The following is a 20,326-nucleotide window of genomic DNA, read 5'->3' as shown; positions in this document are numbered from 1 at the left end:
GAATACTAATCGATCGAGGACTTATCCTAATTAGAAAAGCAGAGGCGACTGCATAGACACGACAAGCAAATGTTCGGACGCTGGAGAGGCGCTAAGCCTTGGAAGCGGACGGTTATTTGACTCGAGTGTCTAGGAGCCGGAGCTGGACAACACACAACAAAATGGCAAGGTTTTGCCGGTTACTTCCCAAGCATATTATCCAGTTTTGAAAGAACAACGTTCTTTCAACCTTATACAGTCTGGCGGCTATAGCGAAGAGGCCACACCCGTTCCCATCCCGAACACGGAAGTTAAGCTCTTCAGCGCCGATGGTAGTTGGGGGCTTCCCCCTGTGAGAGTAGGACGCTGCCAGGCAAAACAAAAGAACTCCGTACATACAATACGGGTTTTTTTTATTTTTCTTACATATAACGAAGGACACCTCTTTGTTATGAAGAGGTGAGTTCCAATTCTCTAAAGTAAATCACCGTATCATTAATTTACAAAAAGCCCAGATTCGCGTTCTGACACGAGTCTGGGCTTTTTGTTTTTCGGTTTTTTTCCTGTACTTGTTCTTCCAGCCTTTCATCTTCGCTTTTAAATGATCTCTTATGATTATTTAGCCGACGAGCCGATGATATTTCTTTGCAAGAACGCATTAGTCGAAAGCATTCATTTTTATGAAGGTCAAGGGCCGTGTTAAGGGCGATAAGCATAGTATAGAAGCTAAACTAACCTAATATATAGGCGTGATTAAAAAAGAATTAAAAGGGGAAACTAGAAAATGATAAGAAAGAATGGAGGGACTAGTATGGACGTTGATAAAATACTGGACGCCAAAGGACTAGCTTGTCCTATGCCCATCGTAAGAACTAAAAAAGAAATGGCCAATCTTCAACCAGGGCAAGTGGTAGAAGTGCAGGCTACTGATAAAGGATCCACAGCAGATATGAAAGCCTGGGCACAGAGCACGGGGAATCAATACTTAGGAACAATCGAAGAGGGAGATGTTTTAAAGCACTATCTTCGAAAATCAAGAACAGATGAAGAAAAAGCAGAGGCTAAACACCCTCACCTTACAGATCTTAGTGACCTTCAAAAGCGATTAGAAAGAGACGAAAAGGTGACTGTTTTAGACGTGAGAGAGCCGGCGGAGTATGCATTTGGCCACATTCCAGGAGCGGTTAACATCCCATTGGGAGAACTTGAGAAGCGGTTCGAAGAGTTAAATAAGGATGAAGAGATTCACATCATCTGCCGCACAGGAACCCGCAGTGACCTAGCTTCTCAACAGCTTACAGAAAAAGGATTTAAAAATGTTAAAAATGTAGTACCAGGTATGGACAAATGGAAAGGCCAAATAAAACAAACACATTAAAGTAGGAGGAACCGAACATGAAGGTAGCGATTATTGCAGCAAATGGCAGCATGTTTGATGCTTATAAGGTGTTTAATATTGCAACAGCAGCGGCAGCGACTGATGCGGAGGTCGGAATCTTTTTTACCTTTGAGGGATTGAATCTCATTCATAAGGAAGCACATAAAGACCTTCCATTGCCTGCAGGAAAAGAGCATTTCCAGGAAGGCTTTCAAAAAGCAAACATTCCATCGATTGAAGAGCTTGTTTCTATGGCCAGTGAGATGGGAGTAAAAATGATTGCCTGCCAAATGACGATGGATGTGATGAGCCTGGAAAAAGAACATTTCGTGGAGGGTATCGACGTTGGCGGTGCAGTAACATTTTTAACATATGCGCAAGATGCGGATGTCACCCTGACCTTTTAACGGTCCTTATAACTGTGAAAGGAGTGGAAAAATGGCTGAAGAATCGGTAAAAACAATATCAGTAAAAGATTTAGTACGAAAAGTTCTTAATCACGAGGAATTATTTATTTTAGATGTAAGAAACACAGATGACTTTGACGATTGGAAGATTGAAGGAAAAAATATTCATATCATTAATGCCCCGTATTTTGATTTGCTTGAGGGGGTTGATTCAATCCGGGACAAGTTACCGAGTGATCAAGAGATTTATGTAATTTGTGCCAAAGGCGGCTCTTCAGAATTTGTGGCTGAACAAATAGCAGAAGCAGGCTTTTCTAACGTTTATTCTATTGAAGGCGGCATGAAAGCATGGAGCGAGCATTTAGAGCCAATTAAGGTCGGTGATCTCAAGAACGGCGGAGAGATCTATCAATTTGTGCGTATTGGAAAAGGTTGTTTATCCTATTTAGTGGTATCAGACGGGAAGGGTGCCATGATTGATACAAATCGTATGCTAAACCCGTACGAAGAATTTATTAGTGAAAAAAACATCACGTTAACTCATATATTTGATACTCATTTGCATGCTGACCATATTTCAGGCGGCAGAAAGCTCGCGGAAAAACATGGGGCGGATTATTACCTGCCGCCGAAGGATGCAGAAGAGGTACAGTTTGAATATAATCACATTCATGATGGGGACGAGTATACAGTAGGCAAAGCAACGCTAAAGGCCATCTATACTCCCGGTCATACTATTGGCAGTACCTCATTTGTGGTCGATGACCAATACCTGCTTACAGGGGATATCTTGTTTATTGATTCGATTGGACGCCCCGATTTAGCCGGGAAAGCGGGAGATTGGGTAAAAGACTTGAGAACCACACTGTATGAGAGATATAAAGAGCTGACTGATGATTTAATTGTTCTTCCAGCTCACTTTATGACTGCTAAAGAAATGAATGATGATGGCAGCGTAGCGGAGAAGCTGGGCGTATTGTATCAGCAAAACCACGGCTTAAATATTGATAGCGAAGAGGAATTCAGAAAGACGGTCACAGAAAACCTTCCTCCTCAGCCGAATTCTTATCAGGAAATACGAGAAACAAACATGGGCAAAATCTCTCCAGAAGAAGAACAGCAGAGAGAAATGGAAATCGGACCAAATCGTTGTGCGGTCCGTTAATGGGAAAGCATATGAAAAGAGGGAGATGTCGGCCCTCTTTTTATTATAGGTTATGTTCTAATTGCTTTGGGCTGTAATACGAGTAGCCCGAGTTTTTATACAATTAGTGTCAATAAGTAAGAAAGGGCTTTATATGAATGCTATTACTGTTTACACAACAATGGGGCTATGCTGAAGAATTGTCTAAAGGGTTAATTTAATTTTATTAAAGAAGCCGGAGGTGTAAAGAATGGAAGCCAATAAAATATTAGATGCAAAAGGGCTGGCATGCCCAATGCCAATAGTAAAAACCAAGAAAGCTATGGCTGATCTCGAATCTGGTCAGATGCTTGAGATTCATGCGACCGACAAAGGAGCAAAGAGTGACCTTGCTGCTTGGGCAAAATCCGGTGGACATGAGCTTGTAAAACATGAAGAAGAAAACGATGTCTTGAAGTTCTGGATTAAAAAAGGCCAATAGTTATAGAGGGAACCGCTGTGGTTCCCTTTCTTGAAAAGGAGGGCATTATGGAATTAGGATTCATCATTGTTATTTTTCTCATTGGTTTCATCGGTTCTTTTATTTCAGGAATGCTCGGGATTGGTGGCTCTATTATCAAGTATCCGATGCTTCTGTATATTCCTCCATTGTTTGGCTTAGCTGCATTCAGCGCCCATGAAGTGTCAGGGATTAGTGCTGTGCAGGTTTTTTTTGCTACAATCGGGGGCGTATGGGCTTACCGCAAGGGGGGCTATTTAAATAAATCCTTAATTGTCTATATGGGAGTCAGCATCTTAATTGGAAGCTTTATTGGCGGGTATGGTTCAAAGCTGATGTCTGAAGAAGGCATCAATTTGATCTATGGAATTCTTGCTTTAGCAGCTGCCATTATGATGTTTGTACCTAAGAAAGGGGTAGATGATATTCCGTTAGATCAAGTCACATTCAATAAATGGCTGGCCGCCGGCCTTTCGTTGATTGTGGGAATTGGAGCAGGAATCGTTGGAGCAGCCGGAGCCTTTTTACTAGTGCCGATTATGCTGGTTGTATTAAAAATTCCGACAAGGATGACTATCGCTTCTTCTTTGGCCATTACGTTCATTTCATCGGTCGGATCTACAATTGGGAAAATCACTACGGGACAAGTGGATTATGGACCAGCAGCGGTGATGGTAGTGGCTAGCTTAATTGCTTCTCCATTAGGAGCGATGGCTGGTAAAAAGGTCAACACAAAATTGCTGCAGGTCATCTTAGCCTTGCTGATCCTTGGGACAGCTATAAAGATCTGGATGGATATCCTGTAACTTATAGAGAAGGCAGGCAAGAGGAGTCTCCAGCCTCGTTTCGTTAACAATTGTGCGATGGCCTTTTCATGTTTTAGGTTACATTAAAAAGAAATGAGCAGGTTTTGAATCAACAAGAGGTTACATAGTCAAGGTACTGAATAACCCAATGACATTAAGGCATGTGGGCATGAAATGGTTAAATGAAAAGAAAGGGGGTATGGATTAATACCCCACTATGTAATGTAGAGAAAGGATGAGAGTGTTGGATTTTCATTTTACAGTTGAAACAAATAAGTCATTAGAGGAAAGCATACAAACATTGGAGGATAGCTTAAAGAAGGAGTCCTTTGGTGTTTTATGGACATTTGACATTAAGGAAAAGCTGGAGGAGAAAGGGTTTGGCTTAGAAGAGCCGTTCTTTGTTCTTGAAGTGTGCAATCCGAAGGAAGCCGAGCGCGTGATCAAAGAAAACAAATTAGTTGGATACTTTCTCCCTTGTAAAATCGTTGTTTATAAAGACCAGGGAATAACCAAAATAGGGATGCCGAAACCGACATCCTTAATTAGTATGCTTGAAAATAATGAATTGAAAGCGATGGCAGAGGATATTGAAAAGCGGTTAATTCGATGCATTGAAATGACTCAGTAATTGTAAATGGCTGCTTATGGACTGGCTTTCTATCCACTAACAAGGTTCTAGAAAATATAAACGCCCAATTTCTTTGTCAAAGCACAAAGATAGTTGGGCTTTTACCTGCTAGTCAAGGCGTTCGGAGAAAGGCAATTTATTATGAAGTTTTTCTGTTTTCAATATACGTTTCAAGAGCAGGATGAAACTCCTTTTGAAAATGCTGGTCTGGACAGGCTTTAATAACAATGCCTTTGCGAATATTAGATTTGCTAGTTTCTAACGTTTTACGGCAGTACGGACATTTCTCACTCAATAGGCGATTAAATAAGTTCATCATCTAACTCCTCCTTCAAAACCTTTAATTCCTATATCCTTAATAAGGATTATAGCTGAAAATCAGTTTATTTTCAATGAGGTGTTATTAACATTTTTAGTTCTATCTTTTTATAGTTTCAATATACCGGAGAGATGGCTAGTTAAATAAGCGATTTAGATGTTTTGCGGCTATAGGTTAAAAAATTACTTTCATTCGTTATTTCTAGATAATAGGAGGTATTCAAACATATGCATCTGCCTGCGACTACAGAAAGAGTGAAAGAACATACAAATCCTAAGATAAATGCAGAAATCGAAGCGCAAATTGAGGAAAACATAAAATTTTATAGAGACAAAAGCAGGGAAGAAATTAAAGCCAGGATTGATGAATTAAACAGGGAATGGGATACAGAAAGAGTCCTTGAGGCAAATGCGTCCAGCTTGGTACTGAGCAGCAGTATACTGGCTTTGACAGTAAACCGAAAGTGGGCAATCCTATCGGGGGTTGTCGGTGGGTTTCTCCTTCAGCATGCGCTTCAAGGCTGGTGTCCCCCTCTAGAAGTGATCAGACGAATGAAAATTAGGACCTCCAGCGAAATTAATAAAGAAAAGATAGCTTTAATAAAATTGCTGGAGGAACGCTAATTTCATACTGTAAGGAAGTGAGCACTGAATCGGCTAGTGCTCACTTTTCTTATGAAGTTTTTCAGATGAGTTTGATTTAATTGAAGGGCACGATCAATTCAACAAAAATCAGCTACCTAATGATTTTAATATTTTTAATCAAACATTAACAGAAAGGGGTCATAATATAGCGGAAAAGGAGTGGATAGTATGAATGATATCAGTATATTTTTTGCTTTAATAGGAGGAGTGCTTTCCTTTTTCTCACCGTGCGTATTTCCTCTTTTACCCGCTTATATTACCCATTTAACAGGTGGAAAAATTGAAAATGCTAAAATGCAGGTAAACCGTACAAAGCTTTATTCGCGTTCTATTGGGTTTATCATTGGCTTCAGCCTTGTCTTTATTGCGCTCGGTGCCTCAGCAAGCTTTATTGGACAAATACTTATGGATTATCGGGTTCTTGTGATGCAATTAGCCGGCCTTCTTATTATTATTTTTGGTTTGCAGATGGCTGGTTTATTGAATTTCAAATTTTTCATGAAGGAAAAAAGGATTCAGGCTGAGTATCCATCAAAAAATATCTTTGGCTCGGTACTGCTGGGAATGGCGTTTGCCAGCGGCTGGTCTCCGTGTGTGGGGCTCGCTCTTTCCTCCATTCTTTTACTAGCAAGCTCATCTGATACTCTGGGTCAGGGAGTGTTCCTTTTGGGAGCTTATTCTCTTGGCATGGCAGTTCCATTCTTTATTATTACAATTGTGATCTCTTATTCCTTGAAAACCATGAGAAAAATAAACAAGTATTTATCAAAGCTTGCATTTTTGAATGGCATAATCATGGTGGGTCTTGGATTTTTAGTATTATCGGGGCAACTACAGAAAATCAGCGCCTGGCTTTCAGCCTATAGTTTATTTTCATTATAAAAAGGAGGATGTCTCTTTGTGAAGCAGCATCTTATTGGAAAATCGGTATTATTGGTAGAAGATGATCCGAAAATCCGTAACCTTGTGAAAGTCTATTTACTTAAAGAAGGATATGAAGTAATTGAAGCATCGGATGGCTCGGAAGCGAAAGAGAAGATTAAGCGGTACGATCCTTGTATTTTATTACTTGACCTTATGCTGCCGAAAATCAGCGGTGAAGAGGTATGCAGGTGGGTTCGCGAGGATTTTCAGAGCATGATGCCGATTATTATGCTTACCGCTAAAGTGTCAGAAAAGGATCGAATCCAAGGGCTTAAGTTAGGGGCTGATGATTATGTGGTGAAGCCTTTTAGCCCGGCGGAATTAATGGTAAGGATTGAAGTGATTTTAAGAAGAACTGCCAGCCGGTGCAGCAAGCTAAGCTTTGGGGGGCTGACGATCAAGCCGATAAAAGGAGAAGTGTGGATGGATAGCGAGCAGTTGGAATTAACTCACTTTGAGTTCAAGCTCTTGCATATGTTTATGCAGAATCCGAATCAAGTGCTGTCAAGGGAGCAGATTCTTACATTTATTTACGAAAATAACGAAAAGGCCGTCTCAGAAAGGACGATTGATGTCCATATTAAACATTTGCGAGAAAAAATAAAAGAAAAAACACCAAAAGATTATATTCAAACTGTCAGGGGGATGGGGTATAAATTTGTGGCCTTATAACCAAATGTCCAACCTATTGTCGAGACTAGTGGCCTTAAACAGCGTCGTTATTCTTCTTGTCATTCTTTTAGCGGGTTTTTCTGTTAAAGACTATGCTTGTTTTCTGGTCAACTCTGAACAGATTATGGGCCAGGACCTTGTTGATATGTTGAATGGTTTTCTTTGGAAGGTTGGACTCCTTGCTTTTGTTATCGCTGGCCTGTTTCATTATTTTACGGTGAGGAGAATCGTCGGCCCGATTAAGAAAATGTCTATTGCAGCAAGTGAAATTAGAGAAGGAAACATCCCTCAGAGAATAGAGACGAAGACATCAGGAGAATTGGAAAAGCTTGTTCAAAACTTCAATGCTATGTCTGAAAAGCTTTTTACCATTCAAGAGCAGCGGGAAGAAATGCTTCGAGATATCGCACACGAACTTCGAAGCCCCTTAACGAACATAAATGGCTATCTTGAAGCGCTCGAAAACGAAGTCATTGAGGGAGATCCTAAATTATTTGGTTCATTGCTTGAAGAATCCCAAAGGATTACAAGAATCGTTGAATTGATCACAGAAATGAATTATTGGAATAACGGCAGTTACTTTTCAGAAAAGAAGTTTCACCCGCTTAACATTAGTGACATACTTGCCGAGGTGATTACAGCTTTTCGGTTAAAGCTGGATAATGAATTTTCAGAGGTAGATGTTCATATTGAGCAAGCTGTCCTATTAGGGAATAAAGATGGTCTCATGCAGGTTCTTTCTAATATTCTTCAAAATACTCTCGACTACAACACGGGACAGCATCTGGAAATAAAAGGGACAGTTAAAGATAACATATACACCATCTCATTTACCCATCGTGGTCAATTTATTAATCCTGGAAAGAAAGAGCGCATTTTTGAGCGTTTCTACCGTTTAGAGGAATCAAGAACAACAAAAGCCGAAGGAGCCGGTCTAGGTTTAGCCATTGCTAAAAGTATCGTCACTGCCCACCATGGAAAAATTGGGGTCGATTCAGACGGTACATGTCATACGTTTTGGATAGAGCTTCCATTGGAAAAGGCAGTCAGCAAAGAAGTTTAATACACGAGTGTGGAGATTTTAATCATTTCTTAACAAAGGGAATTTATACTTTCATTGAAAGGGGTGGGGATATGGAGTTTAAGGTTGAAAGCGACCGCGTGAGAAGTGATTTAGCATTCGGTAAGCTAGCTATTTCGCCTAGTGAAAAAAGCGGATATCGTCCATATGAGTTATTTGTCTCTTCTCTAGCGGGCTGCAGCGGCAGCTTGCTTCAGACTATCTTGCAAAAAAAGAGACAGCCTTATCAAAGACTTGAAATCAAAGTCTCTTCGGTTAGAAATCCGGATTACGCGAACCGGATTGAACAGCTTTCTTTGACAGCCTTTGTCCATACGAAAGAGGCTTTTACAGAGCAGCAGGCAGAGAAAATGGCCGATTTAGTAGTCAAGAACTGTGGGATGATTCAATCCATTATGCAGTCAATAGAGGTAAAGTTTGTTGTGAGGATGGCCTGTCTCGACAGTGATCGTTATTGAATTATCTTCAATTTGGGAATTTGTCGATCCCAGCCATATGGCTTGCAGCCGTCGCTGCGCTTTTTGTTGCTCCAGCTATAGAAAAGATAGTTGCACGTGATAAAATAGGCGACTGGTATTGGAACAGCTTTTTTCTTTACTTCATTGTATGGAAGCTAAGTTATATTATCTTTCATCCGGGTTTGTTTTTAGATCACCCTTTCTCCATTCTTTATTTTAATGGCGGAACAAAAGGACATGTGTTGGCATTAGCCGCTCTCTTCGTTTATCTCCTTGTATTGGGTGCAAAGAAAGGCCTTTCTATCTATAAAGCTTCGGCTCGGCTTTTCCTTTTTTATTTTATCTGTTACGAAGCGATCATTCGCTTTTCAGAAGCAAATTACATAGGGGCCGTTAGCCACCTGGTTGTATTAGCGAGTCTTCTAGTTTTGCTGAGAGCGCAACAGCAGAAAAAACAACGCTTGTCTGGTCAGCTGTTGATTCTCTTCATATTAGTGGAAATGTTGCTTATCAGCCTTTTTCATACAATTCTTTCTATAGAAGCAATCACCTTTGCCTGGCTAGGCCTAACGATATCCATTCTTAATGAAAAAGCTAACAAGGAGGGATAAATACTTGAATAAAAACCTTTTGTCTATCGCTATCATTTTATTAGCTGTTGCGATTATAGCAGTAAATGTATGGAACCCACAGAATAAAGAAACGAATGAGGAAAGTACGGATCTAGCTGCCAGTGAAAGTGTGACAGCGACTGAAGACGTCCCCGGTGTAGATCTTTCCGAGGTGCAGGAGGGCAAGCCTGCACCTGACTTCGAACTAACGACTTTAGCCGGTGAAACAGTAAAACTATCTGATTACCAAGGGAAAAAGGTTATCTTGAATTTCTGGGCCACCTGGTGTCCGCCTTGTAAGGCTGAAATGCCCCATATGCAAAACTTTTATGAAGAAAACAAAGATAAGGGTGTGGAAATAGTGGCTGTCAACTTGACAGACTTAGATAATGGAAGGTCAGAAATTGAAAGTTTCGTAAAAGAATACGGCCTGTCTTTTGATATCCCACTTGATGAGAAAGGGACCATTGGGACACAATATCAGGCCTTTACCATCCCCACCAGTTATGTCATTGATTCAAACGGGATTATTACACAAAAGATTATCGGTCCGATGGATGAAAATATGATGGCTGACTTAACAGAAAGCATCCAGTAAATCATTTTTCAAACATCCGAGCTTTAACTATGAGGGAAGGGAGCGGTTTTGTTTGTACACGATATTATTGATAGAGGAGGAGCCGGCCCTGTCAGAAGAATTATGTACCCTGATCAATGATCATAATATATCGTGTATTCGGAGTGGTCTTTCTAGTGAAACACTTTGTACAGTAAGTAACCGGTGTGCAGATCTAATTGTTTTGTCTGCCGTATCATCATCTTCTTGGATTGAATTATGCAAGCAAATAAAAGATTATTCATCTGTTCCGGTAGTACTTTTTACAGAGGGTTGCGACGAAGCATTTATCCTGCAGAGTTTGCAGGCGGGTGCAGATGATTTTATGATCAAATCGATGGGGGAAGGTCTTCTCTTAGCAAAAATGGAGGCTCACCTGCGGAGAAGTCCCCGAAGCGGCACGGAAGAATTGGAATTCAAAGGGCTTGTGGTCAATCGTGAGCGGTTAGAAGTGCGATACCACAACACCTTATTGACCTTTACGCAGAAAGAATATGCCCTAATGGAATATTTTTTGAGCCATCCTAATCAAGTAATAACAAGAGAGCGTCTGCTTTTACATTTTTGGACTGGTCACCATCATATTGATACACGGACGATTGACTCTCATATTCGAAATATAAGAGCAAAGCTTCGGGAGGTTGGGTTTCCTGCCACTGAATATTTAAGAACAGTAAGAGGAGTTGGCTACCGTTGGAAAAATGATGAAGCATGTTTTGTTTCTATTTAAAGAGAAGGTGTGATATCTGGAAAGCTGCTAAATGCGAACTTCGCATTTAGCAGCTTTTTTTATGAGTGGTAAGTTACTAGCTTGTTACATCTATGTGCAGTCTTCGTGCAAACTATACGAAAACCCCCTATTAACAAGGAACTTGTAATTATAAATTAAAATAACGTCTCCCCTTGATCTGATAAGATGAAGATATAGATAATAATAGTTTTTCAGGGGGAATATGGAAATATGAAGAGAATGCTGATGGTGGTTATGACAGCCACGATATTTTTTATGGTTGCCACGTTTGGGTCTATGGAGGCAAAAGCTACCTCTATAGGAGCATCAATCGTAGAGTATGGCAAACAATTTATGTCTGTTCCTTATGTGTGGGGAGGCACCTCACCAAGCGGGTTTGATTGTTCTGGCTTCACTCAATACGTTTATAAAAATGAGGCAGGTGTATCTATTCCACGTACAACTGATCAACAATATAAAATTGGTACTTCTGTAGATAAAAGTGATCTCCAGCCAGGCGATTTGATCTTTTATAAGAATACATATAGAAAAGGGATTTCTCATGTTGGTGTATATGCGGGAAACGATATGGTCCTGAATGCGACAACCAGTAAAGGAGTAGCTCTTGTCTCTATGGATGATCCGTACTGGGGACCAAAATATGCTGGAGCCAAGCGTGTTCTTGAAGAAGAGAACATACCTGAGTGGTTTACAGATGTATCGGAAGCGTCTGCTACTTATGCAGCTATTAAAGAGATGTCAGAGAAAGAAATTATTACAGGATTTGAAGATGCTACATTTCGTCCTGATGAAAAGGTTACACGAGGACAGACAGCAGCGATTATAAACCGTGTCCTTCAACTAAAGCCTAAGGTAATGAGTCACTTTACGGACGTACCAAAATCATACCGCTTTGCGTATGACATTGCAGCAATCCGTGAAGCAGGCATTGTAAACGGTTTTGAAGACCGAACATTCCGGCCGAATGACAATATGACACGTAACGAGATGGCTGCCATTCTCGAGCGTGCGTTTGAATTAAAGGCATCACAAACAGCCAGTGCCCACATTGAATATGAGGATATTCGCCCCGATCATTGGGCATATAACGGAATTGTTACTATGACATCGATTGATCAAACAGGCTTTTTCAAGGGAGACAAATTTTACGGCACCCACTATGCAACACGTGAAGCGTTTACCGTGGGTGTCTATAATGCTATGAATACACAATAAAATTAGTGAGCTCTGGTCATTAGACCTGAGCTTATATTTCTTTTTAAAAAGAAATATTTTTTTCTTCTAATAAAGATATCTTTATATGATAGTTATCTAGAATTAATTAACGCTAAGCAAATATCGAAACACTGACATTCTATCTTGGTAAGCTTAACTGAATATAAATCAATGATCTGTTGAGCTATAAAAAAGCCCAATTCTTTTTTATAAATAAAGAATTGGGCTTTTCTCTATGAATAAGAGGATCTACGAATCCTTCTTAGACACTAAATCGGCGCAGTACTCTCTGATTAATCTAGATGCTTTCGTCTGACTGATTCCCAGATCACTAGCTACCTTCCGCGAGGATTGATTCGTTTGGTAAGAATTGCGAACGAGCATCCGTTTTGTTTGATCGAGCGCTTCATCAAGTGTCGATGGAAGAGCCAGCTGAGTAAACGGTCTGACCTTATCAGTAGTGATTTCTGACACCTAATAATTAGGTTTGACGAAAAATACAAAATTTTCATAGACAAAGATTTGTTTTCTAAATATAATAAAGTCAGAAAATAGAAGATAATTCCGAATTATGGAATAAAGGGTATATAGGAGGTTGATAGAGTAGCGAAGGGGTATGTAATTTACCGTTGAAAGCGCTATCATAATCGCTGGTTACTATATATGAGGGGGAAAACAAGTGGAGAATTTTACAGCAGGGATTGAGAAGATTACAGGCATTATCTGGGGATTGCCCATGATGCTCCTTTTACTAGGGGGAGGAATTTTTCTCACGATTCGATTGGGCTTTTTTCAGTTTAGATATTTTCCGCATATTATGAGGCAGACGTTCGGGAAAATCTTCAGCAAGCCGGATTCGTCTGAGGGGTCGCTAACTCCTTTCCAAGCGGCAACTTCAGCCTTAGCATCGACTGTAGGAGCGGCTAACATCATCGGGGTGCCCGTAGCGATCGCCTTTGGCGGTCCTGGTGCTATTTTTTGGATGTGGGTCGTTTCCTTAATCGGAATGGCCGCTAAGTACTCGGAGGTCGTACTAGGAGTGAAATACCGAGAGAAGAATGAGGAAGGCGAATGGGTTGGCGGACCGATGTACTACATTGACAAAGGATTAGGCTGGAAGCCGCTGGCTGCCTTTTTCGCCTTCGCTCTGATGATCGAAGTAATCGCCAGCACCATGGTACAGTCTAATTCTTTAGCGACCACTATTCAAGGGGCGTTTAATGTGCATCCGGCTGTTACTGGCGGAATCGTGATGGTGTTAATTGGTGTAGTTGTATATGGTGGAATTACTCGTATCGGAAAAATAACGGAGAAGTTCATCCCATTTATGGTCGGAGTTTACATTATCGGCTCACTTGCTGTTGTGATCGCGAATGCTTCTATGATTCCAAGTGTGTTTGCTATGATTTTTGAATATGCTTTTACACCGATTTCTGCTGCTGGCGGGTTTGCTGGAGCGGGAGTGGCGGCAGCTATTCGCTGGGGGTTAGCGAGAGGTGTGTATTCCAATGAATCCGGGATGGGTACAGCTCCGATTGCTCATGCAACCGCAAAAATTGACCATCCTGCTAAGCAAGGGTTCTGGGGAGTGTTTGAGGTAGTCGTTGATACATTAATCATTTGCACGATGACGGCTATTGTTATTTTAAGTTCAGGTGCATGGACAGAAGTGGCACCAGCGCAGGCTTCAAACATGGTGACAGTCGCATGGGCGGAAGTATTTGGCGACAACATTGCTGGTTCGTTTATGTCGGTTGCTTTATTTATGTTTGTGCTTTCAACGGTCATTGTCATTATTTATTATGGAGAGAAGCAAGCGGAGTACTTGTTTGGAACAGCATTCTCAAAATTTATGAGGTTAGTCTATATTGCTGCTATTTTCGTCGGCGCCATTGGCGGACTTCAATTGATTTGGCAATTCCTTGATATTTTATTAGCTCTTGTGATCATCCCCAATGTGCTGGCTCTTTTATTCCTGAACAAGGAAGTTAAAGAAATAACGAATGATTATTTCCAGCGTGTTTATAAAAAGAAACACACTGTAGTAGAGGCAGATTACAAAAAGGCTCAAAAATGAATAGTTTGAAATTGAACTATTTAAACGTTTCCCCAGCGGCTATTCAGCTGCTAGAATAAGAAGATATATTAGTAGTTAGTTTGATGGAAGACCATCCGGTGGATGGTCTTTTTCTATGACTTTTTAGTCACCCGCTGTTTATCCGCAGTTAGAAGGTTTAAAGGGAATGCTGAGGGGTATTATACATATGGGAAATTTTTCTGAATGATAATGGGTACAGGTTGATGAGAAAAATGAATAGGAGTGAGTATATTATTTGTCCTTTTGAACATCAACATATAAAATAATCAATAATTACATTATAATAATTACATAATGATAGTGATTATAAAATATGCTGCCCTGTAAAAGTGTTTAGATCGGGCAGGGGCGATAAATTCCGAGGAGGTTTTCATTTTGGCAGAAAACAAAGATAAAAATGCTTCAAATGAAAAAGATGTGAAACGGGAAACGTTGACAACACGGCAGGGACACCCTGTAACAGACAATCAGAACATTCGAACGATTGGTGACCGCGGTCCTGCAACACTTGAGAACTATCATTTTATCGAAAAAATCTCCCACTTTGACCGGGAGGAGGTACCAGAGCGCGTTGTACATGCACGAGGCGCTGGTGCATTCGGTTATTTTGAGACTTATGGAAAAGTCGGGGATGAGCCGGTAGAAAAGTACACTCGTGCGAAAGTATTTTCAGGTGCCGGGAAGAGAACACCGCTCTTGGTCCGTTTCTCTACTGTAGCAGGAGGGAAGGATTCACCAGAAACTGCGCGGGATCCGCGTGGTTTTGCGGTAAAAATGTATACAGAAGATGGAAACTGGGATCTTGTTGGGAACAACCTGAAAATCTTCTTTATCCGGGACGCCATGAAGTTTCCTGATATGATTCACGCATTTAAGCCGGACCCCGCTTCGAACGTGCCGAATCCTGAGCGCATGTTTGACTTCGTGTCCCGCTCACCTGAAGCTACGCATATGATTACATTCCTGTTCTCTCCATGGGGCATTCCAGCCACATACCGCCACATGCAGGGTTCTGGGGTTAACACCTATAAATGGGTGAATGCTAAAGGCGAAGCGGTGCTCGTGAAGTATCACTGGGAACCAAAACAGGGCATCCGCAACTTAACTCAAGAAGAGGCGGACGAGATTCAAGCGAAGAACGTTTCTCATGCAACACAGGATCTGTATGAAGCCATTGAGCGCGGAGATTATCCGGAATGGGAGCTGTTTGTACAAATCATGGAGGATGGTTATCATCCAGAGCTTGATTTTGATCCGCTTGATGATACGAAGCTTTGGCCAGAGGATAAGTTCCCGTGGCTGCCGGTGGGCCGTATGGTTCTCGACCGCAATCCAGTGGACTATCATGCGGAGATTGAACAAGCCGCTTTCGGTACAGGGGTTCTTGTAGATGGCATGGACTTCTCTGATGATAAAATGCTGCAAGGCCGTACTTTCTCTTATTCTGACACGCAGCGCTACCGCGTAGGTGCAAACTATTTGCAGCTGCCGGTAAATGCGCCGAAAACGCCAGTCCGCACGAACCAGCACCGTGGCCAAATGGATCACCGCGATCCGAAAGAGTCTGGTGAGAATCCACATATCAACTATGAGCCATCTATGCTTGGCGGCTATCAGGAAGCGGGCGAAGAAGAACGCGTACCGCACCGTCCAACGTATAATGCAGAAGCAATGAGCGCGCCAATTGACCGTCCGAACAATTATGGTCAAGCAGGCGACACGTATCGCAGCTTCGAGGACTGGGAGCGTGACGAGCTAATCAAAAACTTGTCCAATGCGCTTGCGGTATGTGACAAACGCATCCAGGATGCTATGATTGAGCATTTCACAAAAGCGGATGAAGACTACGGCCGCCGCGTGAAGGAAGGCATCGAAAAGAAAATGAAAGAACTTGAAAAAATGAAGAAGGAAGATAACGTCCCAGGCCGTGAATCAGGCCAGTCTAAATACGGACAAGGCTCCATCGCCGCAAATGAAGCTGCTCAAGATGCAGCGGATAAAGGACACGAGGCCGATCCTTATTAAGAATGAGACGAAGATGCAAGAAATGCCCAGAAGTTCAGTGAACCCTGACTTCTGGGCATTTTTTTGTACTTATGCCATCTGTGCAGGCGGGGCCATTGGTAAGATTTTTTATAAATAGGTGGAAAAATAAGTTGCTATTTACATAAATTGAAAGTTATAATTTGGTAAGATTTTATCAGTTTTTTCCGTCCGACAAAGTCAAAAAATGAGAGTCCAAAGATCAAGTTAAGCACTTTAAAGGAGACAAAAATGAAAAATTACCGCTTATATATCCTCATGGCGTGTTGGGCTATTTGTATTGCTGCTCAGCTGTTGCTTCCTGCTCCGGTCTTTCTTATTCAGACGATGATCATTATCTTGTCCCTCCTGACTATGATGTTTCTTAAAACGATGTTCAACTTTTTAATCTTTCTATCAATTGTTCTTGCGTACGGCTTCGGCTTGACTGTGTATTCGATCAATTACCAAATATTTAATGAAGGGCAATATCAACTGATTCTTGCTCACCTGTTACTAACCTCCTCTTTATTATTGAACTGGCTCATTATTCACGAGTTAAAAGCTCTTTATCAAAAGATGCAAGAAATGCAAGCACGGCTTCATTATCTTGAAAAGTTTGATGAACAAACAAAAGCTTTATCCTTCCAGGAGTTCAAAGAGAGGGGCTTGTTAATTGAGACAGCTATGCGCCGCCGGGGAGAGAAGGGGCAATTGCTGTACTTCAGAATGAATGAACACATTCCAATGTCAGTGAAAGCCTCTTTAAGACAGGAATTCGCGAAAGTGTGCCTTCATACGATCCGAACCAACTTCGACCTTATCACTTCTCCTACAGAAGAAGAAGTATTAATTTTGCTTCAAGGAACGACTCCGGCAGGACGGGATATCGTCATCAGCCGTCTTGAGGAAAACGTAAGAAAGAATCTTAATTTTGTTTCCATGCCTTACTCTGTCCACTTTTTTGAAGTCGAAAACCTTGAGAAGAAGTTAGATGAATTAATAGGTCGAAAGGGAGCTTAACAGAATGAATATCCTATTAACCATTATCATGGCTTTCTTCTGGAGTCTATTAATTTTCTATTCGGTTTTAACGCTGGCAGGCGTGTATTATCGCTCTAAAAAAGAGCATAGAACCATACTTGAAGAATATCCGTCTGTATCTATTCTAATCCCTGCCCACAATGAAGGGGTGGTCATTCAAGATACATTAAGTGCGATGAGCCGGCTGGAATATCCGGGAGAGTTGAATATTTATTTGCTGGACGACAACTCCAAAGATAATACAGCCGAAATCGGCAAGGATTTTCAGCAAACATTCAGCCGTATCCACTATATTCCCGTTCCTCCTGGCGAGCCTAAAGGAAAATCCCGCGTGTTGAACTACGGCCTTTCTTTTATTCAATCGGACTATTTTTTAGTTTATGATGCCGATAACGAGCCCGATCCAGATGCTGTGCGGCTGCTGGTAGAGAAGGCTGAGACGACACCAGGAGCGGCAGGAGCTGTAGGATATGTAAAGACAAAGAACGCAGGCAAGAATCTGTTAACACAAATGATTGCCTTGGAATTTCAAGTCTTTCAGCTGTTGATGCAATGCGGCAGATGGCAGCTCTTTAAAATTGGCTCCTTAGCCGGTACGAACATGCTATTAAGACGTAAGGTCATTGAAGAAGCCGGGGGCTACGATGTATATGCCTTAGCAGAAGATGCGGAGCTGACGATCAGGCTAACGGCAAACGGATATTTGATCCCCGTCGCCGCGGAAGCAAAGACATGGGAGCAAGAGCCCGAAAACATAAAGACCTTCATTAAGCAGCGCACAAGGTGGTTAATCGGCAATATTTACTTGCTTGAAAAGTTATTTATCTCCCCTAAGTTTTGGAGGAAGAAAGCCTTTCATCATTCGATTCAGCATTTAACAGTCTATTTGCTGTTTGCCTTGCTGCTGCTGTTTTCGCATATCCTCTTCGTCGGAAGCCTTCTTGATTTATTTGAACCTATTTATACAGCTCCTGTGCTTATGTTCTGGTTTATGAGCTATATTGTTTACACCTCCCAGCTAATCGGCGCTATTGTAGTAGATCGGGAAATATCACCGATTAAAGTGGGAGTCGCCCTAATCATGTATTTCACGTATGCTCAGTTATTTATCGTCCTTCTTGCCCGAAGTATGTCGATCTATTTCTGGAAACGGCTAGTCAAAAAAGAGACTATTAAATGGGATAAAACGAATCGCTTTAAAAAGCGGGCGGTATAACCAGCATGTTCAACAAATGGCTGATCGCAGTGGGATTGATGACTCTTTTATCGGGAAGTGTGGTGGCGTGCGGGGTGATGCAAAAAGATACGGAGGCTGCATGGTCGGAAGAAGAGTTTATTCGTATCGTCCATCAGTACTACATGGACGATTCAGGGAAGATTCGGTCGTATGGAACAGAAGAAAACGAAGAGTACCTCCTTGAGTCCATGGGCTTGTATATGAAATGGCTCTCTGGACATAACCGAGAAGAAGAAGTGCAGGAGCTGAGAAAAACGGTACAAAGCGAATTTGCTTATGAACACGCCTCTGATGTGTTTTTATCGTGGAGAGTGGAGGGGGACCAACAAGCATCTGTTAACGCCTGGATTGATGATGCACGGATCTTATCGGTGCTGGGGCCGGCTGATCCGTTATTTAATAAAATAGCAGACACCTTGAAAAAATATCAGGTCCAGAACGGCTTAATTGTCGACTTTTATGATTGGGAACAGGAGGCCGCAAGCGAAAGGGTTGTTCTAAGCTACGGAACGAGAGAGGAGGACGCGCTTCGACTAACTAGCATGGATCGTCTGTACCTTGAGGCTTCCACACGGAGCGATCCTTTCTATCCGGAATTCTATGATGTGAAAGAGAAGAAATTTATTGAATCAGATGAAGTGCATATGGTGGATCAATTGCTGATCGCCATTCAGCTGGAGAAGGAAAAAGGGGATAACCATGAGTTCTGGCAATGGTTAGTATCTGAATGGGAAAAGCATCAGGCCATTTCGGGAAGGTACGACCGGAATTCCCATAAAGGGAATGGAATAGAATCGGGGGCTGTTTACGGCATAGCTGCTGAATGGGCTTTGCTAAAAGGAGAGGAAGAGCTGGCGGAAAAATGGAAGCACAAAGGATTTCAGTTAGTGAATCCAAAAGATCACCAATTTGATCATATTCATTTCTTTGATTTAATATGGAATGCTCCTTAAAGGCCCAGTTAAGCCACCAGTTGCCAGGCAATTGGTGGCTTTTGCCTGCCGTAAAATGAAATGTGTCGAAATTTGACTAGCGAAAAAGATTGAAAATGGAAAACGCTTTCAATTATAATAAAGACAGATCAGATGACATGTATAGTCATCACTCTATCTAGCAAAGGTAGAATAGGATGGGAGAAAGTTAAACAAGGAGTATGTTTAACAAAGGGGATTCATTAAAACTATACATATGGGTCAGCCGGTAAGGCTGGCGAAAAAAGAAGCAATGAACCGTTTGGGGAAGCGGGGAGTTGCTTCTTTTTTTATAATAAGGAAAACAGCTAACAGAAAGGTGGCTATATGGATGACAGATGCATCTTTAAACGCCTATGTTCAAGGGCTTGTCACTGCATATTCGGCTCATGCTGATAATGAGTACGCAGAGTGGTCCAAAAACTATTTAAGAAACCAGTTCAAATTTTTAGGTATTCGGGCGCCTATCCGCCGGAAATTAACGAACCAATTTATAAAGGAAAACGGATTGCCTCCAAAAGAGAAGCTTCGGGATGTTATTTTTATGCTTTGGGATCTTCCGGAGCGTGAATTTGAACCTCCCACGACTAAAGTCGCGGGATTCTATGGCCCTTTCGGGCAGTAAAACCCTAAGACTTGTCGTCGTAGAATTCCTGCTTCATCAGGACTTGCCTGGCTGTTCCCAGGGCTTACTGTCCCTCCATTACTGTTAAAAAACAGTACCCGACGCCGCAGCATCGGCAGGCACACCCCGCCGTTCCAGCGGTGTATGAGACACGGAAATCTTAAGCCGTGGCCAGCTCTTCTTGAAGAAGCCGG

Annotated in this window: 23 protein-coding genes and 1 rRNA gene; 22 read left to right on the top strand and 2 right to left on the bottom strand. The window is 41.7% G+C overall.

Annotated elements, in window-relative coordinates; translation table 11 throughout:
- Positions 1-238 precede the first annotated feature (238 nt).
- The 7 genes from rrf to QY97_RS16770 all read left to right on the top strand — a co-directional run bounded on the left by rrf (position 239) and on the right by QY97_RS16770 (position 4,844).
- Positions 239-354 (top strand): 5S ribosomal RNA (gene rrf / locus QY97_RS16800).
- Between the two features lie 436 nt (positions 355-790).
- On the top strand, positions 791-1,357 hold the full coding sequence (locus QY97_RS16795; RefSeq protein ID WP_039236052.1) for a sulfurtransferase TusA family protein: 567 nt from the start codon (positions 791-793) through the stop codon (positions 1,355-1,357).
- Positions 1,358-1,374: 17 nt separating this feature from the next.
- Positions 1,375-1,764, top strand: a complete 390-nt coding sequence (locus QY97_RS16790; RefSeq protein ID WP_039236048.1) for a DsrE/DsrF/DrsH-like family protein — start codon at positions 1,375-1,377, stop codon at positions 1,762-1,764.
- 31 nt (positions 1,765-1,795) lie between these two features.
- Positions 1,796-2,929 carry an MBL fold metallo-hydrolase gene (locus QY97_RS16785; RefSeq protein WP_039236046.1) on the top strand — a complete coding sequence of 378 codons (1,134 nt, stop codon included), beginning with the start codon at positions 1,796-1,798 and terminating at the stop codon, positions 2,927-2,929.
- A gap of 229 nt (positions 2,930-3,158) precedes the next feature.
- Positions 3,159-3,389 (top strand): sulfurtransferase TusA family protein, encoded by a 231-nt coding sequence (locus QY97_RS16780; RefSeq protein WP_039236044.1) that lies wholly within the window; start codon positions 3,159-3,161, stop codon positions 3,387-3,389.
- 47 nt (positions 3,390-3,436) lie between these two features.
- Entirely contained in the window at positions 3,437-4,213 is a 777-nt protein-coding gene (locus tag QY97_RS16775; RefSeq protein WP_039236041.1) for a sulfite exporter TauE/SafE family protein, read from the top strand.
- A gap of 244 nt (positions 4,214-4,457) precedes the next feature.
- Positions 4,458-4,844 (top strand): DUF302 domain-containing protein, encoded by a 387-nt coding sequence (locus QY97_RS16770; protein WP_408606295.1) that lies wholly within the window; start codon positions 4,458-4,460, stop codon positions 4,842-4,844.
- Between the two features lie 139 nt (positions 4,845-4,983).
- On the opposite strand, the gene QY97_RS20755 is transcribed toward QY97_RS16770, so the two are convergent.
- Positions 4,984-5,160: a hypothetical protein gene (locus QY97_RS20755; protein ID WP_166701709.1), complete on the bottom strand. Its 177-nt coding sequence runs from the start codon at positions 5,158-5,160 to the stop codon at positions 4,984-4,986.
- Positions 5,161-5,390: 230 nt separating this feature from the next.
- Here QY97_RS20755 and QY97_RS16760 point away from each other — a divergent pair, with 230 nt between their 5' ends.
- From QY97_RS16760 to QY97_RS16720, 9 genes are all read left to right on the top strand, one after another.
- Complete coding sequence (locus QY97_RS16760; protein WP_039236036.1) at positions 5,391-5,786, top strand: YgaP family membrane protein; 396 nt, start codon at positions 5,391-5,393, stop codon at positions 5,784-5,786.
- 189 nt (positions 5,787-5,975) lie between these two features.
- Entirely contained in the window at positions 5,976-6,689 is a 714-nt protein-coding gene (locus QY97_RS16755) for a cytochrome c biogenesis CcdA family protein (protein WP_082090241.1), read from the top strand.
- Positions 6,690-6,707: 18 nt separating this feature from the next.
- Complete coding sequence (locus QY97_RS16750) at positions 6,708-7,403, top strand: response regulator transcription factor (protein WP_039236034.1); 696 nt, start codon at positions 6,708-6,710, stop codon at positions 7,401-7,403.
- Complete coding sequence (locus QY97_RS16745) at positions 7,390-8,466, top strand: sensor histidine kinase (protein WP_046128798.1); 1,077 nt, start codon at positions 7,390-7,392, stop codon at positions 8,464-8,466. The genes QY97_RS16750 and QY97_RS16745 overlap by 14 nt, the downstream gene beginning before the upstream one ends.
- Positions 8,467-8,537: 71 nt before the next feature.
- Complete coding sequence (locus tag QY97_RS16740; protein WP_039236031.1) at positions 8,538-8,942, top strand: OsmC family protein; 405 nt, start codon at positions 8,538-8,540, stop codon at positions 8,940-8,942.
- Positions 8,939-9,553 carry a hypothetical protein gene (locus QY97_RS19695; RefSeq protein ID WP_052725932.1) on the top strand — a complete coding sequence of 205 codons (615 nt, stop codon included), beginning with the start codon at positions 8,939-8,941 and terminating at the stop codon, positions 9,551-9,553. Before QY97_RS16740 ends, QY97_RS19695 begins: the two co-directional genes overlap by 4 nt.
- Positions 9,554-9,557: 4 nt before the next feature.
- Positions 9,558-10,151, top strand: a complete 594-nt coding sequence (locus QY97_RS16730; protein WP_039236030.1) for a redoxin domain-containing protein — start codon at positions 9,558-9,560, stop codon at positions 10,149-10,151.
- A gap of 52 nt (positions 10,152-10,203) precedes the next feature.
- Positions 10,204-10,899 carry a response regulator transcription factor gene (locus QY97_RS16725; RefSeq protein WP_040037913.1) on the top strand — a complete coding sequence of 232 codons (696 nt, stop codon included), beginning with the start codon at positions 10,204-10,206 and terminating at the stop codon, positions 10,897-10,899.
- 231 nt (positions 10,900-11,130) lie between these two features.
- On the top strand, positions 11,131-12,135 hold the full coding sequence (locus QY97_RS16720) for a C40 family peptidase (protein WP_039236028.1): 1,005 nt from the start codon (positions 11,131-11,133) through the stop codon (positions 12,133-12,135).
- A 249-nt stretch (positions 12,136-12,384) separates the two neighbouring features.
- Here the strand turns inward: QY97_RS16720 and QY97_RS20880 are convergent, their stop codons facing one another.
- A complete protein-coding gene (locus QY97_RS20880) occupies positions 12,385-12,609 on the bottom strand; it encodes a hypothetical protein (RefSeq protein ID WP_232506368.1) in 225 nt (74 codons plus the stop codon).
- A gap of 205 nt (positions 12,610-12,814) precedes the next feature.
- On the opposite strand from QY97_RS20880, the gene QY97_RS16715 reads away from it, so the two are divergent.
- From QY97_RS16715 to QY97_RS16690, 6 genes are all read left to right on the top strand, one after another.
- Positions 12,815-14,212, top strand: a complete 1,398-nt coding sequence (locus QY97_RS16715) for an alanine/glycine:cation symporter family protein (RefSeq protein ID WP_039236025.1) — start codon at positions 12,815-12,817, stop codon at positions 14,210-14,212.
- Positions 14,213-14,608: 396 nt separating this feature from the next.
- Complete coding sequence (locus QY97_RS16710) at positions 14,609-16,258, top strand: catalase (RefSeq protein ID WP_039236022.1); 1,650 nt, start codon at positions 14,609-14,611, stop codon at positions 16,256-16,258.
- Positions 16,259-16,507: 249 nt separating this feature from the next.
- Positions 16,508-17,278 carry a hypothetical protein gene (locus QY97_RS16705; RefSeq protein ID WP_039236020.1) on the top strand — a complete coding sequence of 257 codons (771 nt, stop codon included), beginning with the start codon at positions 16,508-16,510 and terminating at the stop codon, positions 17,276-17,278.
- Positions 17,279-17,282: 4 nt separating this feature from the next.
- A complete protein-coding gene (locus QY97_RS16700) occupies positions 17,283-18,515 on the top strand; it encodes a glycosyltransferase family 2 protein (RefSeq protein WP_039236017.1) in 1,233 nt (410 codons plus the stop codon).
- 5 nt (positions 18,516-18,520) lie between these two features.
- Positions 18,521-19,489: a hypothetical protein gene (locus QY97_RS16695; protein ID WP_125444186.1), complete on the top strand. Its 969-nt coding sequence runs from the start codon at positions 18,521-18,523 to the stop codon at positions 19,487-19,489.
- Between the two features lie 349 nt (positions 19,490-19,838).
- Positions 19,839-20,132 (top strand): DNA alkylation repair protein, encoded by a 294-nt coding sequence (locus tag QY97_RS16690; RefSeq protein WP_082090242.1) that lies wholly within the window; start codon positions 19,839-19,841, stop codon positions 20,130-20,132.
- Positions 20,133-20,326: the final 194 nt, after the last annotated feature.

This window comes from Bacillus thermotolerans (assembly GCF_000812025.2).
Taxonomy (GTDB): domain Bacteria; phylum Bacillota; class Bacilli; order Bacillales; family Domibacillaceae; genus Quasibacillus; species Quasibacillus thermotolerans.
Note: the sequence above shows the minus strand (reverse complement) of the source record. Positions and strands in the feature narration are given on the sequence as shown.